At 65.1% G+C, this 15,397-nt stretch carries 15 protein-coding genes; 2 read left to right on the top strand and 13 right to left on the bottom strand.

Going from position 1 to position 15,397, the window contains the following annotated elements; genetic code table 11:
* Window positions 1-11 precede the first annotated feature (11 nt).
* From ASG79_RS16915 to ASG79_RS16885, 7 genes are all read right to left on the bottom strand, one after another.
* Window positions 12-224 (bottom strand): helix-turn-helix domain-containing protein, encoded by a 213-nt coding sequence (locus ASG79_RS16915; protein ID WP_018768902.1) that lies wholly within the window; start codon window positions 222-224, stop codon window positions 12-14.
* A 154-nt stretch (window positions 225-378) separates the two neighbouring features.
* Window positions 379-1,518 carry a 3-deoxy-7-phosphoheptulonate synthase gene (locus tag ASG79_RS16910; RefSeq protein ID WP_018768903.1) on the bottom strand — a complete coding sequence of 380 codons (1,140 nt, stop codon included), beginning with the start codon at window positions 1,516-1,518 and terminating at the stop codon, window positions 379-381.
* 315 nt (window positions 1,519-1,833) lie between these two features.
* The gene (locus ASG79_RS16905) at window positions 1,834-2,853 is read right to left on the bottom strand and encodes an acetylxylan esterase (RefSeq protein WP_056392665.1); all 1,020 of its coding nucleotides are present in this window, start codon (window positions 2,851-2,853) and stop codon (window positions 1,834-1,836) included.
* Between the two features lie 106 nt (window positions 2,854-2,959).
* Window positions 2,960-4,411 (bottom strand): rhamnulokinase, encoded by a 1,452-nt coding sequence (locus ASG79_RS16900; protein WP_056392664.1) that lies wholly within the window; start codon window positions 4,409-4,411, stop codon window positions 2,960-2,962.
* Entirely contained in the window at window positions 4,408-6,444 is a 2,037-nt protein-coding gene (locus tag ASG79_RS16895) for a bifunctional rhamnulose-1-phosphate aldolase/short-chain dehydrogenase (protein ID WP_056392661.1), read from the bottom strand. The genes ASG79_RS16900 and ASG79_RS16895 overlap by 4 nt, the downstream gene beginning before the upstream one ends.
* A gap of 6 nt (window positions 6,445-6,450) precedes the next feature.
* On the bottom strand, window positions 6,451-7,617 hold the full coding sequence (gene rhaI, locus ASG79_RS16890) for an L-rhamnose isomerase (RefSeq protein WP_056392660.1): 1,167 nt from the start codon (window positions 7,615-7,617) through the stop codon (window positions 6,451-6,453).
* A gap of 120 nt (window positions 7,618-7,737) precedes the next feature.
* The gene (locus ASG79_RS16885) at window positions 7,738-8,082 is read right to left on the bottom strand and encodes an L-rhamnose mutarotase (protein WP_018768908.1); all 345 of its coding nucleotides are present in this window, start codon (window positions 8,080-8,082) and stop codon (window positions 7,738-7,740) included.
* A 150-nt stretch (window positions 8,083-8,232) separates the two neighbouring features.
* On the opposite strand from ASG79_RS16885, the gene ASG79_RS16880 reads away from it, so the two are divergent.
* Window positions 8,233-9,252 (top strand): LacI family DNA-binding transcriptional regulator, encoded by a 1,020-nt coding sequence (locus tag ASG79_RS16880; RefSeq protein WP_018768909.1) that lies wholly within the window; start codon window positions 8,233-8,235, stop codon window positions 9,250-9,252.
* Window positions 9,253-9,269: 17 nt separating this feature from the next.
* Here ASG79_RS16880 and ASG79_RS16875 read toward each other — a convergent pair whose 3' ends face one another.
* Complete coding sequence (locus tag ASG79_RS16875) at window positions 9,270-9,647, bottom strand: STAS/SEC14 domain-containing protein (RefSeq protein WP_043424831.1); 378 nt, start codon at window positions 9,645-9,647, stop codon at window positions 9,270-9,272.
* A gap of 314 nt (window positions 9,648-9,961) precedes the next feature.
* Between ASG79_RS16875 and ASG79_RS16870 the strand changes: the two genes are divergently transcribed.
* The gene (locus ASG79_RS16870; RefSeq protein WP_056392658.1) at window positions 9,962-10,519 is read left to right on the top strand and encodes a hypothetical protein; all 558 of its coding nucleotides are present in this window, start codon (window positions 9,962-9,964) and stop codon (window positions 10,517-10,519) included.
* A gap of 94 nt (window positions 10,520-10,613) precedes the next feature.
* On the opposite strand, the gene ASG79_RS16865 is transcribed toward ASG79_RS16870, so the two are convergent.
* The 5 genes from ASG79_RS16865 to ASG79_RS16845 are packed head-to-tail and all read right to left on the bottom strand — an operon-like array spanning window position 10,614 to window position 15,384.
* Window positions 10,614-11,285: a DUF1961 family protein gene (locus ASG79_RS16865; protein ID WP_056392652.1), complete on the bottom strand. Its 672-nt coding sequence runs from the start codon at window positions 11,283-11,285 to the stop codon at window positions 10,614-10,616.
* Window positions 11,286-11,981, bottom strand: a complete 696-nt coding sequence (locus ASG79_RS16860; protein WP_056392649.1) for a rhamnogalacturonan acetylesterase — start codon at window positions 11,979-11,981, stop codon at window positions 11,286-11,288. It lies immediately after the preceding gene.
* Window positions 11,982-12,004: 23 nt separating this feature from the next.
* Window positions 12,005-12,877, bottom strand: coding sequence for a carbohydrate ABC transporter permease (locus tag ASG79_RS16855; protein ID WP_056392647.1), 873 nt, complete (start codon window positions 12,875-12,877; stop codon window positions 12,005-12,007).
* Window positions 12,878-12,879: 2 nt separating this feature from the next.
* A complete protein-coding gene (locus tag ASG79_RS16850) occupies window positions 12,880-13,854 on the bottom strand; it encodes an ABC transporter permease (RefSeq protein WP_082581799.1) in 975 nt (324 codons plus the stop codon).
* Complete coding sequence (locus ASG79_RS16845; RefSeq protein ID WP_056392646.1) at window positions 13,855-15,384, bottom strand: extracellular solute-binding protein; 1,530 nt, start codon at window positions 15,382-15,384, stop codon at window positions 13,855-13,857.
* Between the last annotated feature and the right edge of the window lie 13 nt (window positions 15,385-15,397).

Below are 15,397 nucleotides of genomic sequence, written 5' to 3'. Positions count from 1 at the left end.
GACAGGCAGTCTCAGGCGGTTTCGGTGTGGCCTTCCACGACAGCACCCCTGAGGTACTGTTCGACGGCGTTTTCGGGGACCCGGTAGGAGCGGCCGAAGCGCACCGCCGGCATTTCGCCGGAGTGGACCAGCCGGTAAACAGTCATTTTGGAGACCCGCATGACCTCGGCTACTTCAGCCACGGTCAGGAACTTCGCGTTGGAGAAGTTCTGTTCTGCCGACATTTCCCTATTTTCCTTTGCTGACGGATGGACAACAGTGACCCCAGGTACGTGCCAATGCGGTGTTACGATGCTGAGCCATCCACCAACCACCTAAAAAGATACTCTAGATGTTCATGTGGCAGATGTGAAAGTAGTGCTTCCCCTATTTCAGCCCCTAATCTGACTGCCGCCGCTTCCGTGCCGATGCCGCCAGCTGCTCAAGGACGGACGCGGAAACGTCCCAGTCCATGCACGCATCCGTGACGCTTTGCCCGTACACCAGCTCCGCGCGTCCGGCCGCGTGCTCGGCAACATCCAGGTTTTGCGCGCCGCCCACCAGGAAGCTTTCCAGCATCACGCCGGCCACGGCCCGCGCGGCAGCCCCGCCCTGCTCCAGCTGCGCGCCAATCTCCAGGGCCACCTCAGCCTGCCGGTGGTGGCTCTTGCCGCTGTTGGCATGGCTGGCATCCACGATCAGCCGCGGGTTCAGCCCCTTGCCTGCCAGTTCACCGGAGGCGCGTTCCACATCGGCCGCTGAGTAGTTGGGTCCCTTGCGGCCGCCGCGCAGGATCACGTGGGTGTCCGGGTTTCCAGCCGTTGCCACCAGCGCAGCCCGGCCGTCGCCGTCGATCCCCAGGAAGGCCTGCGCCGCCGCCGCAGCACCGCATGCATCGATGGCCACCTGGAGGCCGCCGTCGGTCCCGTTCTTGAAGCCGATGGGCATGGACAGCCCGGACGCGAGCTGGCGGTGGATCTGGCTCTCGGTGGTGCGGGCACCGATGGCACCCCACGAGATCAGGTCCGCCATGTACTGGGGGCTGATCGGTTCGAGGAACTCCGTTGCCGTGGGGAGGCCCAAGGCGGTGACCTGCTGCAGGAACAGCCGGGCGGTGCGGAGGCCGGTGACCATGTCATGGGTGCCGTCCAGCCGTGGATCGTTGATCAGGCCCTTCCAGCCCACGGTGGTGCGCGGCTTTTCGAAGTACGTCCGCATGACGATCAGCAGGTCTTCCTTGTGCTTCTCCGCCTGGCTGACCAGCCGGCGGGCGTATTCCAGCCCTGCCTTGGGGTCGTGGATGGAGCAGGGACCCACGATGACCAGCAGGCGGTCGTCCACGCCGTCCATGATGGCGCGCACTTCATCGCGGCCGCGTTCGACGACGGCAGCGGCCCGGGCGTCCAGCGGCAGTTCCGCGAGGAGGTCGGAAGGAGTGGGCAGCGGAGTGAACTCGCTGACGCGCAGGTTGGACGTGGACTTGGTGTCGCTGGCGCGCTGGTTTGAGGTGGTTTGTGCCGGTGCTGTTGCGGTGCTCATGTTCGGGTCCTGTTCCAGATGGGAAGCGGGCCCGGATTTCAGAACCCGCCGGAGAAACGGCGAAGGGCAGAGAATAATCTCTGCCCTGTTGGCTCTGAAGGAATGCTGGATGCGTGTCAGTTAGACGCGGGCCCCTCCAGAGCCAACGAAAAATACGCATACCAACGGTTAGTCATGGAAAAGACCATAAACCCGGGCCGCCGCGGGAGCAAAATCAGCTTCCGTCACATTCCATCCCGGGCTTGTTCGCGGATCCGGACGCACAAGGTGCGGATCCGCGAACAAGCTTAGGCTTTACCGGCCCGCTGCCCGGGCTCAGCCGAGGAGTTTGCGGAGGTACTGGAGCTGCCGGATCCAGTGATGTTCCTGGCCCCCTTCATGGTTGTTGAACCGGTACACCTCGATCTCCTTGTCCGCCCCGCTGGCGGAGGAGGCGCCCGATCCGGAACCGTAGGCGTTGAAGCTGGCGAAAACGGTGGACGGCGGGCAGATGTCGTCCATCAGCGCCGCGGAGTACAGTGCCGGGGCGGTGGCGCGGCCGGCCAGGTTGACGCCGTCGAAGTAGTTGAGGACGGCAAGGGTGGACTCATAGCGGTCCCGGTGGCGTGCCAGGAACTGGGCAATCTCCGGGTACGGCCCGCGCGGGGTGATGTCGATGGCGCGGGGAAAGTCCTGGAGGAAGGGGACGTCGGGCAGCGCGGCGATGACGCCGTCGAGCCGTCCCGCGGTAAGCCCTGCCGTGGCCACCACCAGGCCGCCGCCCTGGCTGACTCCGGCCAGCACCACCTTGGACGGATCGACCGCGGGGTGGGCCTGGGCCGCCTCCACCGCCCGGAAAGCATCCACGTAGACCCGGCGGTAGTAGTAGTCCTCCCGGGCCGCGATGCCCCGGGTCATCAGGCCTGCGTGCGCCACATCCCCCGCCGAGGGGTGGGGATCCGCGGTGTGGCCCAGGGTGCCGCCGTACCCCTGGCCGCGGGTGTCCATGATGAAGTGCGCGTACCCGGCCTGCGCCCAGCGCGTGTCCTGGTTGACCAGGCCGCGGCCACCGGAATAGCCGATGTAGTTCACCACCACCGGTAGCCGGGCCCCCTCGTCCCGGTTGGCAGGAAGGTGCAGCCAACCCTTGACCGGTGCCCCGCCGAAGCCGGCGAACGTGACGTCGAAGGTGTCGATCAGCGTCAGGTAGTTCTCCACCGGCTCAAACGCGGGGTTCAACGGGAAGGCACGGGCCTCCGCCAGGGTGGCATCCCAGAACGCATCCAGGTCTTCCGGCGGGGTGACGTCGGAGGTGTAGCTGCGGAGCTGGGCCAGGGGTAGGTCGAAGAGGGGCATCGTTGTCCGTCCTGCTTTCGGTTGTTGGCGCCCCAGCGGGACGCTCCTCTATTTCTAGCGCACGATGACGGCATCCCGCTGCCTGGGCCTGTGGACACCCAGGAGTTCAATTCCTGGCGGCGTTCAGTGTCAGCTCCTGGGGTTCGTACCGTCGAAGGTCCGTTCCGGCGGCGATGGTTCCGCGCAGGAGTGGCAGGCCCCCGGTGGCAGCCCCGGCGGCGCGGGCCTGGATGAGCACGTTTCCCAGGGCGGTGGCTTCGACCGGACCGGCGATGACCGGGCGGCCGGTGGCGTTGGCGGTGAGCTGGCAGAGCAGGGTGTTCTGCGAGCCGCCGCCCACCACGTGCACCACGTCCACCTCACGGCCTGCCAGGCGTTCGGCCGTGGTGATGGTCCTGGCATAAGCAGCTGCGAGGCTGTCCATGATGCAGCGGGTGATCGCCGCGGGCTCGTTGGGCAGGACGTCCCCGGTTCGCCGGACTGCTGCCCGGATGCGCTCGGGCATATCGCCCGGGGCGATGAAGTAGGGGTCGTCGGCGTTGACCTGGGGACCGCCGGCAGGCAGGGCTGCGGCAGCGGAGAGCAGCGCGGCCAGGTCAGGCTGGAAACCCTCGCCCGCCCAGGTCCGCTGGCACTCGCTCAGGAGCCAGAGTCCGCCCACGTTGCGCAGGTAGCGGATGGTGCCGTCCACGCCGCGTTCGTTGGTGAAGTTCGCTTCCCGGCTGGCCTCGGTCAGGACGGGCTGCTGCAGCTCCAGCCCCACCAGGGACCAGGTGCCGGAGGAGATGTAGGCAAAGTTTTCGCCCTGCGCTGGGACTGCGGCGACGGCGGACGCAGTGTCGTGCGAACCTACCGCCACCACCGTGGTTTCACGCGGCAGTCCCAGGGCCGCGGCGATGTCCGGCAGGAGGTACCCGTAGGGTTCCCCGGGCTGGATCAGCGGCGGGAACAGGTCCTTCCGCAGCCCGAGCGCGGTGAAGAAATCGGTGGCCCACTCCCCCGCGACGGCATCGAACAGCCCTGTGGTGGAGGCGTTGGTGGCCTCGGTCCGGCGCACCCCGGTGAGCAGGAACGCGATCAGGTCCGGGATCAACAGGGCCTTCAGCCCGGCCAGGTTACGCTCGGCGGCCAGCTGGTAGATGGTGTTGAACTGGAGGAACTGCAGCCCGGTGGTCCGGTAGAGCCGTGCAGGGTCCAGCTTGGCGTGCACCGGCGCGACGGCGGCCCTGCTCCGGTCATCGCGGTAGCTGAAGGGCTGTGCCACCAACTCGCCGGCCTTGTTCACCAGGCCGTAATCCACGGCCCACGTGTCGATGCCGATGCTGGCAATTGTTTCGCCCTGCGCCGCCGCCGCCGTAGCCGCGGCGCGGAGGCCCGCAAGGACCTCCGCGAACAGGGCGTCGAAGTCCCAGCGGAGGCCGCCGTCGAGCTCCACTACACCGTTGGGGAACCGGTGGACGGTCTCCAGCGATACCCCCGAGTCCGGGGAGACCCGGCCCAGCATGACCCGCCCGGAGGAGGCACCGATGTCGACGGCGGCAAACACAGCCGCACTCATCGGAGGAAGGCTGCGGCTACTCCGGCGTCCACGGGGATGTGCAGGCCGGTGGTGTGGGACAGTTCGTTGCTGGTGAGGACGGCGGCCGCGTTGGCTACGTGCTCGGGCAGGACTTCACGTTTGAGCAGTGTGCGCTGGGCGTAGAATTCGCCCAGTTTCTCCTCGTCAACGCCATAGACCGCTGCGCGCTTGGCGCCCCAGCCGCCGGCGAAGATGCCGGAGCCGCGGACCACGCCGTCGGGGTTGATGCCGTTGACGCGGATGCCGTGCTCCCCCAGTTCGGCCGCGAGGAGCCGGACCTGGTGGGCCTGGTCTGCTTTGGTGGCGGAGTAGGCGATGTTGTTGGGGCCGGCGAACACGGAGTTCTTGGAGGAGATGTAGATGATGTCCCCGCCCAGGCCCTGGGCGATCATCACCCTGGCGGCGGCCTTGGCCACCAGGAAGGAGCCCTTGGCCATGACGTTGTGCTGCAGGTCCCAGTCTTTTTCGGTGGTTTCCAGCAGCGGCTTGGAGATGGACAGTCCGGCGTTGTTGACCACCAGGTCCACGCCGCCGAAGGCCAGCACGGCGGCGTCGATCGCCGCGGCGACCTGGGCTTCGTCGGTGACGTCGGCCTGGACGCCGACCGCGACATCCGGGCCGCCGAGTTCCTCAGCGACCTTCTGCGCGTTCTCCAGGTTCAGGTCGGCGATGACCACGCACGCGCCTTCCGCGGCGAGGCGCGTGGCGATGGCCTTGCCGATCCCGGATGCCGCGCCGGTCACCAGCGCAATGCGGGTGGCGTGCGACTTGGGCTTGGGCATCCGGGCCAGCTTGGCTTCCTCCAGCGCCCAGTATTCGATCCGGAACTTCTCGGATTCCTCGATGGGTGCGTAGGTGGAGATGGCCTCGGCGCCGCGCATGACGTTGATGGCATTGATGTAGAACTCGCCGGCAACCCGGGCGGTCTGTTTGTTGGCACCGAAGGAGAACATCCCCACGCCGGGCACGAGCACGATGGCCGGGTCGGCGCCGCGCAGCGCCGGCGAATCGGCATCCGCGTGGCGGTCGTAGTAGGCCTGGTAGTCCTCGCGGTAGCCGGCGTGGAGCTCCTGCAGCCGGGCAATCGAATCCTCAATGGAGGCGTCGGCCGGAAGGTCCAGGATCAGCGGCTTGACCTTGGTGCGCAGGAAGTGGTCCGGGCAGGAGGTGCCCAGGGCGCCCAGGCGCGGGTGCTCGGCGGCTTCGAGGAAGTCCAGGACGACGGCGTCGTCACTGAAGTGCCCCAGCTGCGGCTTGTCCGTGGAGGCCAGGCCGCGGATCACAGGCGCCAGGGCTGCGGCCTTGGCGCGGCGCTCAGCTTCCGGCAAGGCCGCATATCCGGGCAGCTTGGCACCGAAGGGCTCGGCCGTGCCGTTCTCTGCGATGTACTTTTCGGCCTGTTCGATGATCCACAAGGAATTGGCTTCCGCTTCTTCGCTGGTAGCGCCCCAGGCGGTGATGCCGTGGCCGCCCAGGATGGTGCCGATGGCCTGCGGGTTGGCGTCCTTGATGGCGGCGATGTCCAAGCCCAGCTGGAATCCGGGACGGCGCCAGGGAACCCAGACCACCTTGTTGCCGAAGATCTTGGTGGTCAGTGCTTCCCCGTCAACGGCGGTGGCAATGGCGATGCCGGAGTCCGGGTGCAGGTGATCCACATGCGCGGCGTCCACCAAACCATGCATCGCCGTATCGATCGACGGAGCGGCGCCGCCCTTGCCGTGCAGGCAATAATCGAAAGCCGCCACCATCTCGTCTTCACGCTCAACACCCGGGTACACGTTCTTCAGGGCGGTCAGCCGGTCCAGCCGGAGCACCGCCAGGTTCTGTGCCTTCAGCGTGCCCAGGTCACCACCGGAACCCTTGACCCACAAAAGCTGTACATCCTCGCCCGTGACCGGGTCCTTCTCCGTGCCCTTGGCGGAGGTGTTGCCACCGGCGAAGTTGGTGTTCCGTTTGTCCGCACCCAGGCGGTTGGAACGGGAAATCAGGTCTTCAACAGTCTTGTTGCTCATGGCTGGTTATGCGCCCCATCCGGCTTGCTGGCCGCCAAGGCGGTCCTCGTTGATCTGTTTCTGGTAGCCGCTGGCCTTGAAGGCAGCGATCGGGTCCGCGGGCAGGCCGCGGGATTCACGCCACTCGGCAAGGACCGGGCGGACGTCGGTGTAGAACGCATCGTTGAAGATGCCGTTGGCGGCCAGCACATCGCCGGCGCGCTGCGCCTCGGCCAGCGCCGCGGTGTCCACCAGCAGGGCGCGGGCGGTCATTTCCTGGACGTTCAGGACGGAACGGATCTGGCCAGGAATCTTCTCCTCCAGGTTGTGGCACTGGTCCAGCATGAGGGCCACACCGGAATCCTTGCCGAAGCCGCCACCGCGGATCACCTCGCACATGATGCGGAAGAGCTGGAACGGGTCCGCAGCACCCACGATCAGGTCGTCGTCGGCATAGAAGCGCGAGTTGAAGTCGAAGGAACCCAGCTTGCCCAGGCGCAGCAGCTGCATCACGATGAACTCGATGTTGGTGCCCGGCGCGTGGTGGCCGGTGTCGAGGCAGACAAACGCCTTCTCACCCAGGGCCAGGGTCTGGGCGTAGGAAGTGCCCCAGTCCGGAACATCGGTGTGGTAGAAAGCCGGCTCAAAGAACTTGTACTCCAGTACCAGCCGCTGCCCATCCCCCAGGGCCGCGTAGATTTCCTGCAGGGACTCGGCCAGCCGGTCCTGGCGGCCGCGCATGTCGTCCTGGCCCGGGTAGTTGGTGCCGTCCGCCAGCCAGATCTTCAAGTCCTTCGAACCCGTGGCGTGCATGATGTCGATGCAGTCCAGGTGGTGGTCGATGGCCCGGCGGCGGACCGACTCGTTGGAGGAGGTCAGGGAACCGAATTTGTACTCATCATCCTGGAAGGTGTTGGAGTTGATGGTGCCCAGCCCCACCCCCAGTCCGGCGGCGTAATCCTTCAGTGCGGCGTAGTCGTCCACCTTGTCCCACGGGATATGCAGGGCCACGGTGGGAGCCAGCCCGGTCAACTCGTGGACCTTCGCGGCGTCGGCCAGCTTTTCCTGGACCGTCCGCGGCGTACCGGGTGTGCCAAACACCTTGAACCGCGTGCCTGAATTTCCATAAGCCCACGATGGGACCTCGATGGCAAGCTCCCCGAGCCTGCCCAGCGCCTTTGCTACGTCATTCATGATGGTTCTTTCCGGTGTCTGAGCGTCTGTCTGATGCGTTGTGGATGGGTGCCCCGCTGCTGGAGCCGTGCTGGTGGTGGTGCCCGACGGATTCGACGGCGGGCTGCCTGCTTCAGCCCGTCAGCCCGCCGAGGGCTGTGCGGCCAACTGGCTGTCAAGGTTGAAAACTTCTTCCAGGACCTGGAACCCTTCGTCGGGCGCCTGGCCGGAATCTGCAAAGAGGGTTGCCATTTCCGCCTGCCAACGGGCGTTGACTTCGGTCAGGGCCATGCGGGCGCGGACGGCGTCAAAGTCGTCGCACTCCACGTAGCCCACCAGGAGGCCGTCCTCCGCCAGGAAGAGGGAGTAGTTATGCCATCCCGCTTCCTTGAGCGCATGCAGCATCTCCGGCCACACCGCGGCGTGCCGGCGACGGTATTCATCGATCAGCGCCGGCTGCACCGAGGAACGGAAGCACACCCTCATTGGGACTCCTTTTTCAAACGTTGATCTTTGAATCGTTTCATTAATACGATTCAAAGTACTCTTGGACTTGAGCAGCTGTCAAGCAATGACAGGAACTTTTGATCTCCCGCACGGAACCTCCTGCAGCGGGCAAGTCAGCACGGAGAATCGATGAACCGCACAGCCAGTATCAAGGACGTGGCCAACCATGCAAGCGTGGCCGTGGGGACGGTGTCGAACGTCCTGAATTATCCGGACCGGGTGTCGGCACGGACCAAGGAACGGGTCCTGCGCGCCATCGATGAACTTGGCTTTGTCCGAAACGACGCCGCCCGGCAACTCCGCGCGGGCCACAGCCGCACCATCGGACTCATTGTCCTGGACGTCGGCAACCCCTTCTTCACCTCCGTGGTCCGCGCCGCCGAGGACGCCGCCGCACTGCAGGGAAGCGCCGTCCTGCTGGGCGACAGCGGCCACAACGCCGGCCGGGAGGCCAATTACATCGACCTCTTCCAGGAGCAGCGTGTCCAGGGCCTGTTGATTTCGCCGGTGGGGGACATCACGGAGCGGCTGGACCTCCTCCGCGAGCGCGGGGTGCCCACGGTGCTGGTGGACCGGCTGGCTGACGAATCAAAGTTCAGTTCAGTCGCTGTGGATGACGACGCCGGCGGGTACCTCGCAGCCCGGCACCTGCTGGACACCGGCCGCCGCCGGCTCGCCTTCGTTGGCGGCCCCACCTCCATCCGGCAGGTGGCGGACCGCCTCCAGGGTGCCCGGCGGGCCGTGAAGGAGGAGCCGGACGCCACGCTGGAGGTGCTGGATTCAAAGGGGCAGACGGTCCTTGCGGGACGCAGCGTGGGCGACATGCTGGTGCAGCGCGGCCGGGCGGAACTGCCGGACGGGATCTTCTGCGCCAACGATCTTCTGGCCCTGGGTGTCATGCAGTCACTGACCATGACGCACACGTTCCGCATTCCTGAGGACGTGGCCTTGATCGGCTACGACGACATCGATTTTGCCGTCTCCGCCGTGGTGCCGCTCTCCTCCATCCGCCAGCCCACCGAGCTGCTGGGCCGGACAGCCATCGAGCTGCTGGCCGAAGAAGTGGAGTCCCAGAACCCCGTCCATCGGTCAGTGGTCTTCACGCCTGAGCTTGTCATCCGGCAGAGCACGGCAACGACCGCCGGCTGACAACCCCACCGGCCAGGCTAGTTTCCGCCCTGCTGCAGCCACTTCATGGACTCATCCCGCGAAGTGAAAAAGCGGGTGGGGCAGGGTGGGATGTGGACGCCGAGGAAGAAGTTGGCGATGATCCGGTCCACCGGACTTGCCCCGAGCAGCGCGATGCGGTTGGCCGCACATGGAATGGAGAAGACCGACCGCGCATCCCTGCTGACGGCCTCCGTGGTGGCCATATCCACCAGCATGGGGTAGCTGCCATCCCCGGCTATCCGGTTCACCGTCGCCATGGCCGCCTGCGCATCCTGGAGTTCTATCCGGACACGAGGTTCCCAAATGAGATGGATGATGCCATCGGTGCGCAATTCCACGGTGCCCTTGCCACCGTCGACCGTTACGGGCTCCATGACGCCGCCTCCCTCCAGTGGGCAGTTGCTGAACCCCTCTATCTTGCCCCACGCATGGACAGCCAGGCGCGCGCCACTCCCCGGACCACGGGCCTGCCCTCCGACGGGCTTGACTGATCAGCATGCTTACTAATAGGTTGGTCGACGTGCCCGTGGCCTGGATCACCAGTCAAACGCCACGTGTCGCGGCCCGTCAGGGCTGCATTTGAAATGAACTGCATTTGAAATAAACAGTTCCGCCGGGGTTCTCCATGGGGGCGGAGCCTCGGAGGATTCATTGCGCCGCCACCCGGCGCTGAAAGGATTTACCGAAAATGCGAACCAAGGTCTCAGCTTCAATCACCGCTCTCGCCCTCTCCGGCGCCATGCTCTTTGGCATGGCAGGCCCGGCCACGGCAGCAGCACCCGCGGCTCCTTCTGCCGCCTCCCAGTCATCAAAGGTTGCCGGCGTTACGGGCACCATCAACCAGACCATCGAGGGCGTAGGCAGCTTTGCGGGCTCCTTCACCCCCACCGGCTTCGATGCCCAGGACGGCCAACTCATGGTGACCGGCCTGGTGCAGGGCACCTTCACCGACCTCGCCGGCAAGGCCTCCCAGGTGAGCCAGACGGTAACCACAACCGCCGCTGCTGCACCCACCACCATGGCCGGCGGTGGCGGCTGCGACGTGGTGAACCTTGTCCTCGGCCCGCTTCACCTCGATATCCTGGGACTCAACGTCGACTTGAACCAGGTGGTATTGGACATCGTGGCGCAGTCCGGCGCAGGCAAGCTGGTGGGCAACCTCCTGTGCGCCATCACCGGACTCCTGGACGGCGGGACCGGCCTGAGCGGCCTGGCCAACCTGCTCAACCGGGTCCTGGGACTGTAGTCTGCCAGCACTCCAACAACCAGGTATTGCCAAGAGCGGGCGGCCCTTCGAGGCCGTCCGCTTTTGCGCTGTCCCCCAAGTTCTTGCGCTGTCCCTAAAGCCTCTCCACCACCAGGTTCCGGTAGGCAGCCCGGAGCGGAGCCATCTGCCGGAAGCCGATCCGGCCGCCGCCAAGCACCCTTCCCGAGGGATCGTCCCACTCAAAGAGGAGCAGGCCGTTGATGGAGAATGCCACCCGGGGCCCGTCCTTCACCACCTCCAGCCGGTAGAAGCCGGCGGCATCCTCCGCGGGCGGCAACGGGTCCGCACCCTGCGCCACCAGCTCAAATCCCGCGCTCTTGCGCAGGTTGCAGATACGGAAGGCACGCTCGGACGGGTGCTTGTGCCGGAAGTAGGAGACGTGCAGGGTGTTGATGTCGCCGGAGTGGTACTGGGGATAGAAGCCCGTCCGGGGCGCAAGGGCCGGGCTGAACAGGTCCAGCCCGGCCTGTCCTGTGGCTGCAAGGAACAGCATGGCCAAGCCGGGCTCCGCGAGCGGCCGGAAGTCCCAGCTGATGCGGATGCCGTCCGGGAAGTCCCGGGGGCACCAGACCGTCCAATGCGCGTGGTCGCCGAACTCCTGGTCGTCCAGTGCGCCGGACAGCTCCAGGGCTCCTTCATGGCTCCCCATCCGCAGCGGCCCTTCCGCCACCCAACCGGCCACGTCATCCGGTCCTGCCAGCGGGTTGCTGTAGAGGATGCCCGTCTCCAAGCCCGTCGTGCCCACCTAGCCGCGTCCCGCCGTCGTACTTAACTCTTTGGTGCCGGCCGCGCCGTATCCCAGCGAACCAAGCTGCCGGGCCACTTCCCCCGCCACCAACGCAGCCCCGGACTGGGAAAAATGGGTGTTGTCCGCCAGGCCGGCAGGCCAATGTGCGTGCTCCCCGGGCCCGAAGTGGCAAAAGAGCTCCCGGGATCTGTCCGGCCCCAGCCGGCGGTACAGGCGCCGGGTCCAGGCATTCAGGTCCACGACGGGGACCGCCAGCTCCAGGCCGAGTTCGCGGACCACCTCCGGATAGTCCTCCAGGCTTTCGGCCAGGACAGCGTCCGACGACGGCGCGTCCAGGAAGTGCCGCCGCTCCACGGAGGTGCACAGCACCGCAGCCGCGCCCCGGTCCCGGACCTCCCCCACCATGGCGCGCAGGTTGGCCGCGTAGCCGGTCCGGGCGGCCAGGTGCTGCTTCTTCTGGTCGTTGTGGCCGAACTGGATGAGCACCGCGTCGCCTTCACCGGCCTCCGCCAGCAGCGCCGCCCACAGCCCGTCATCGCGGAAGGACTCCGTGCTGGCCCCGCCCTTGGCGAAGTTGTGGACCGCTCCCCAGGTGTACGTGAGCGGAGGCAGGTGTGCACCCCAGCCGCTCATGGGGAACTCATGGGTGGGACAGTTGGCCACGGTGGAATCTCCGGCCAGCAGGATCTTCATGGTGTCTTTCCTCAACGGGCGGATCAGCCTTTCACGGAACCGATGAGCATGCCCTTGGCGAAGTGCTTTTGCAGGAATGGATAGAAAATAAGGATGGGCAAAGTAGCCACGACGATCACGGCGAACTTGATGCCCTGTTCCGGCGGAATGTAGTTGGGGTCCACGTTGCCGGTTCCCAGCAGGTCCGAGGCGGCGGTGACCTGGCGGAGGTACATCTGGAGCGTCCACTTGGAGTTGTCGCTGAGGTAGAGCAGGGGCGACATGAAGTCATTCCAGATGCCCACGGCGTAGAACAGCGCGAACGTTGCCAGAACCGGTTTGGACAGCGGCAGCAGGATCCGCCAGAGAATCCCAATCTCGGTGGCGCCGTCCATCTTGGCTGATTCCTCAAGCTCCGCGGGGAGTTCCTGGAAGAAGTTCTTGATAATGATCAGGCTGAACGGGTTGATGGCCGCGGGCAGGATCAGGGCCCAGTAGGTGTTGAGCAGGCCCAGGTCCTTGACCAGCAGGAAGGTAGGGATCATGCCGCCGGAGAAGACCATTGCGAAAACCACCAGGGACAGGATGACGTTCCTGCCGCGGAGGGTTTTCTTGGCCAGCGGGTAGGCCATGGTCACGGTGAAGGCCAGCTGGACCAGGGTGCCCACCGCGGTGACCAGGATGGTGGTCACCAGAGCGCGGATGAACGCCGGGGTGGCAAAGATGTATTCGTAGGAGCCCAGGCTGAACTGCTCCGGCCACACGAAAAAGGCCCGGCGGGTGATCTCGGCTTCGTTGGCGAAGGACCCGGCGAAGACGTAGACGAACGGCAACAGCGTGATGATGCCGATCAGGGACAGGAAGACGTAGTTGACGGCATCGAAGACGCGGCCGCCGCGGGTGTTGTGGATTTTCATGGCTAGAACAGTCCGCTCTGGTTGAATCGCTTGGCCAGGGCGTTGGTGCCGAAGATCAGCACGATGCCCACCAGGGATTTGAACAGGCCCACCGCGGTGGAGTAGCTGTAGGCACCCTGGGTGATGCCCACGAAGTAGACGTAGGTGTCAAAGACATCCGCCACTTCCCGGTTCAGGGCATTGGTCATCAGGTAGATCTGCTCGAAGCCCGTGTTGAGCATCTGCCCGATGGCCAGGATCAGCATCACGATGATCGTGGAACGGATCGCGGGAAGGGTGATGTGCCAGACCCGCCGAAAGCGGCCGGCGCCGTCGATGATCGCCGCCTCATACTGGTCCTGGTCCACGGTGGACAGAGCCGCCAGGAAGATGATGGTCCCCCAGCCCGTGTTTTTCCAGATTTCCTGCAGCACGATCAGGGGCCGGAACCACGCGGGGTCGGACAGGAAATCAATGTGGGTGCCCAGGACGGTGTTCAGGAGCTGGAACAGCGGGCCAATATCCAACGCGAACAGCAGGAAACTCAGCGATGCCACGATGGTCCAGGACAGGAAGTGCGGGATATACACCAGCGTCTGGACCGTACGCTTCAGGATGGACAGCCGGACCTCGTTGAGCAGCAGCGCCAGGATGATGGTCAGCGGAAAGGCCACGCCCAGGTTCAGGAAGGCCAGGATCAGGGTGTTGCCCAGCAGCCGGGGAAAGTCGGGGTTCGCGAAGAAGTCCTCGAAGTTCCGGAACCCCACCCAGGGGCTGCCGTTCACGCCAAGGAACGGGACGTAATCCTTGAACGCGATGGACACCCCGTACATGGGGGCGTAGCGGAACACCGCGAAGTACACCACTCCGGGCAGGAGCAGCAGGTACAGCCACTTGTAGTGGGCGAAATGGACAGAGAACCTGCCCCCGGTCCGGGGAGCGGTGGCATTCCCGCGCGTCTGCTCCCCGGCGAGGGTGTCAATGACAGGGGCTGCCATTTACTTGTTGTCCTGCCACAGCTTGTTGATCTCTTCCTTGACCTTGTTGCCGCCGCTGGTGCCCCACAGCTTGATGGCGTCCTTGAGGCCCTGCTCATCGATCTGGCCGGCGAGGTACTTGATGCGCGCATCGGCCACAATGTTGTCCAGCTGCGCACCCTTGGCAACGTAGGTTTCTGAGACGTAGGGGGCGGCCGGGTTGTAGACGGCGCTCTTCAAGTCTTCCGCCATCACTTCGGTGCGCTTGTCGAACACCTGCTGCTCGTAGCCGGTGGGCTGCTTGACCGGGTAGAACTGGTTGCCCGCCACATTCATGCCAAGCTGCGCGTAGCTCTTGATATCGGTGGTCACAGCCTTGCCCTCAGGGGTCTCGGGCTTGATGGTGGCCGCTTTGCCGTCCTGCACCGTGAAGTTCACGCCTTCGATGCCGTTGTTCAGCAGGACGGCCACGTCCTTGCCGTTCATGGTGTTAAGGAATTGCAGGACCTTGTCCAGCTCGGCCTCGCTCTTGACACTGGCCTTGGGAATGGCCAGGAATCCTGAGTAGCCGTCGGTGGGGTGCGCGTGCAGTTCGCCGTCGGGTCCTTCGAGGTTGCCCACGAAGCCCACCTTGTTCTGGAAGTTGTTGGGGTCTGCCTGCTTGAACAGGTTGATCAGCACGCTAACCCGGGAATCGACGTCGACAATGATGCCGCCCTTTCCGTTAAAGAACGGTTCGTTCCACTTGGTGCTGTCAAAGGTGGCGAAGTCCGGGTTGATGAGTTTTTCGTCCACCATCTTCTTGATGAACCGGTCCGCCTCGAGGAATTCGTCCGTTTCGAAGCTGGGGATGAGTTTCCCGTCCCGCTCCGTCCAGCGGTTCCCCGCGCCGTACCACTCCTCAATCACGTCGTAGGGGCTGTTGGTGCCCAGCGCACCCCACTTAGGGATGGTGATGCCATAGGTGTCGTTCTGGCCGTTGCCGTCCGGGTCCTGCTCGGTGAAGGCCTTGGCCACCTTGTACAGGTCCTCCACGGTCTTGGGCGGCTGGAGACCCAGCTTGTCCAGCCAGTCCTGCCGGAACATGACGGCCGTACGCATGGGGGCGCGGCCCCGGAATACCCCAAAGACCTTGCCGTTGACGCTGGCGTTCTTCTGGATGTCCGGAAGAGTTGTCTTGAGGTTGGGGTACTTGTCCAGCTTGTCCGTGAGGTCCCAGAAGGCGCCGGCCTGGGCGTTTTTCACAAAGCCGGGTGTCTTGCCCTGGATCACCATGACCTGCGGGATGTCGGATCCGGCCAGCGTGATGTTGGTCTTGTCCTCATAGGAGGCGTTGGGGGCCCAGTTGATCTTGACCTGTTTGCCGGTCAGTTCTTCCAGCTTCTTCTGGACCGCGCCGTCCGCTGCTGGCGGCTGCGCCTCCAGGAACGGGGCCATGATGGAGACCGAGGTGAGGTCCGCAGCGGGAGTGTTGCTCCCGCTGCAGGCCGTGAGACTCAGTGCCGTGGCGGTGACGACGGCGGCGGCCAGGGAAAGTTTCCTGCGGATCATATTCTTCCTTTTC

Source organism: Arthrobacter sp. Soil761 (assembly GCF_001428325.1).
Taxonomy (GTDB): domain Bacteria; phylum Actinomycetota; class Actinomycetes; order Actinomycetales; family Micrococcaceae; genus Arthrobacter.
This window is presented reverse-complemented; position numbering and strand designations above follow the sequence as displayed.

Excerpts from the sequence above, each read along its gene's own strand:
- ASG79_RS16910 (WP_018768903.1), bottom strand. The coding sequence starts at position 1,518 with ATGAGCACCGCAACAGCACCGGCACAAACCACCTCAAACCAGCGCGCC.
- ASG79_RS16845 (WP_056392646.1), bottom strand. The coding sequence starts at position 15,384 with ATGATCCGCAGGAAACTTTCCCTGGCCGCCGCCGTCGTCACCGCCACG.
- ASG79_RS16855 (WP_056392647.1), bottom strand. The coding sequence starts at position 12,877 with ATGAAAATCCACAACACCCGCGGCGGCCGCGTCTTCGATGCCGTCAAC.
- ASG79_RS16880 (WP_018768909.1), top strand. The coding sequence starts at position 8,233 with ATGAACCGCACAGCCAGTATCAAGGACGTGGCCAACCATGCAAGCGTG.
- ASG79_RS16900 (WP_056392664.1), bottom strand. The coding sequence starts at position 4,411 with ATGAGTGCGGCTGTGTTTGCCGCCGTCGACATCGGTGCCTCCTCCGGG.
- ASG79_RS16875 (WP_043424831.1), bottom strand. The coding sequence starts at position 9,647 with ATGGAGCCCGTAACGGTCGACGGTGGCAAGGGCACCGTGGAATTGCGC.
- rhaI (WP_056392660.1), bottom strand. The coding sequence starts at position 7,617 with ATGAATGACGTAGCAAAGGCGCTGGGCAGGCTCGGGGAGCTTGCCATC.
- ASG79_RS16850 (WP_082581799.1), bottom strand. The coding sequence starts at position 13,854 with ATGGCAGCCCCTGTCATTGACACCCTCGCCGGGGAGCAGACGCGCGGG.
- ASG79_RS16885 (WP_018768908.1), bottom strand. The coding sequence starts at position 8,082 with ATGAGGGTGTGCTTCCGTTCCTCGGTGCAGCCGGCGCTGATCGATGAA.
- ASG79_RS16895 (WP_056392661.1), bottom strand. The coding sequence starts at position 6,444 with ATGAGCAACAAGACTGTTGAAGACCTGATTTCCCGTTCCAACCGCCTG.
- ASG79_RS16905 (WP_056392665.1), bottom strand. The coding sequence starts at position 2,853 with ATGCCCCTCTTCGACCTACCCCTGGCCCAGCTCCGCAGCTACACCTCC.
- ASG79_RS16860 (WP_056392649.1), bottom strand. The coding sequence starts at position 11,981 with ATGAAGATCCTGCTGGCCGGAGATTCCACCGTGGCCAACTGTCCCACC.
- ASG79_RS16915 (WP_018768902.1), bottom strand. The coding sequence starts at position 224 with ATGTCGGCAGAACAGAACTTCTCCAACGCGAAGTTCCTGACCGTGGCT.
- ASG79_RS16870 (WP_056392658.1), top strand. The coding sequence starts at position 9,962 with ATGCGAACCAAGGTCTCAGCTTCAATCACCGCTCTCGCCCTCTCCGGC.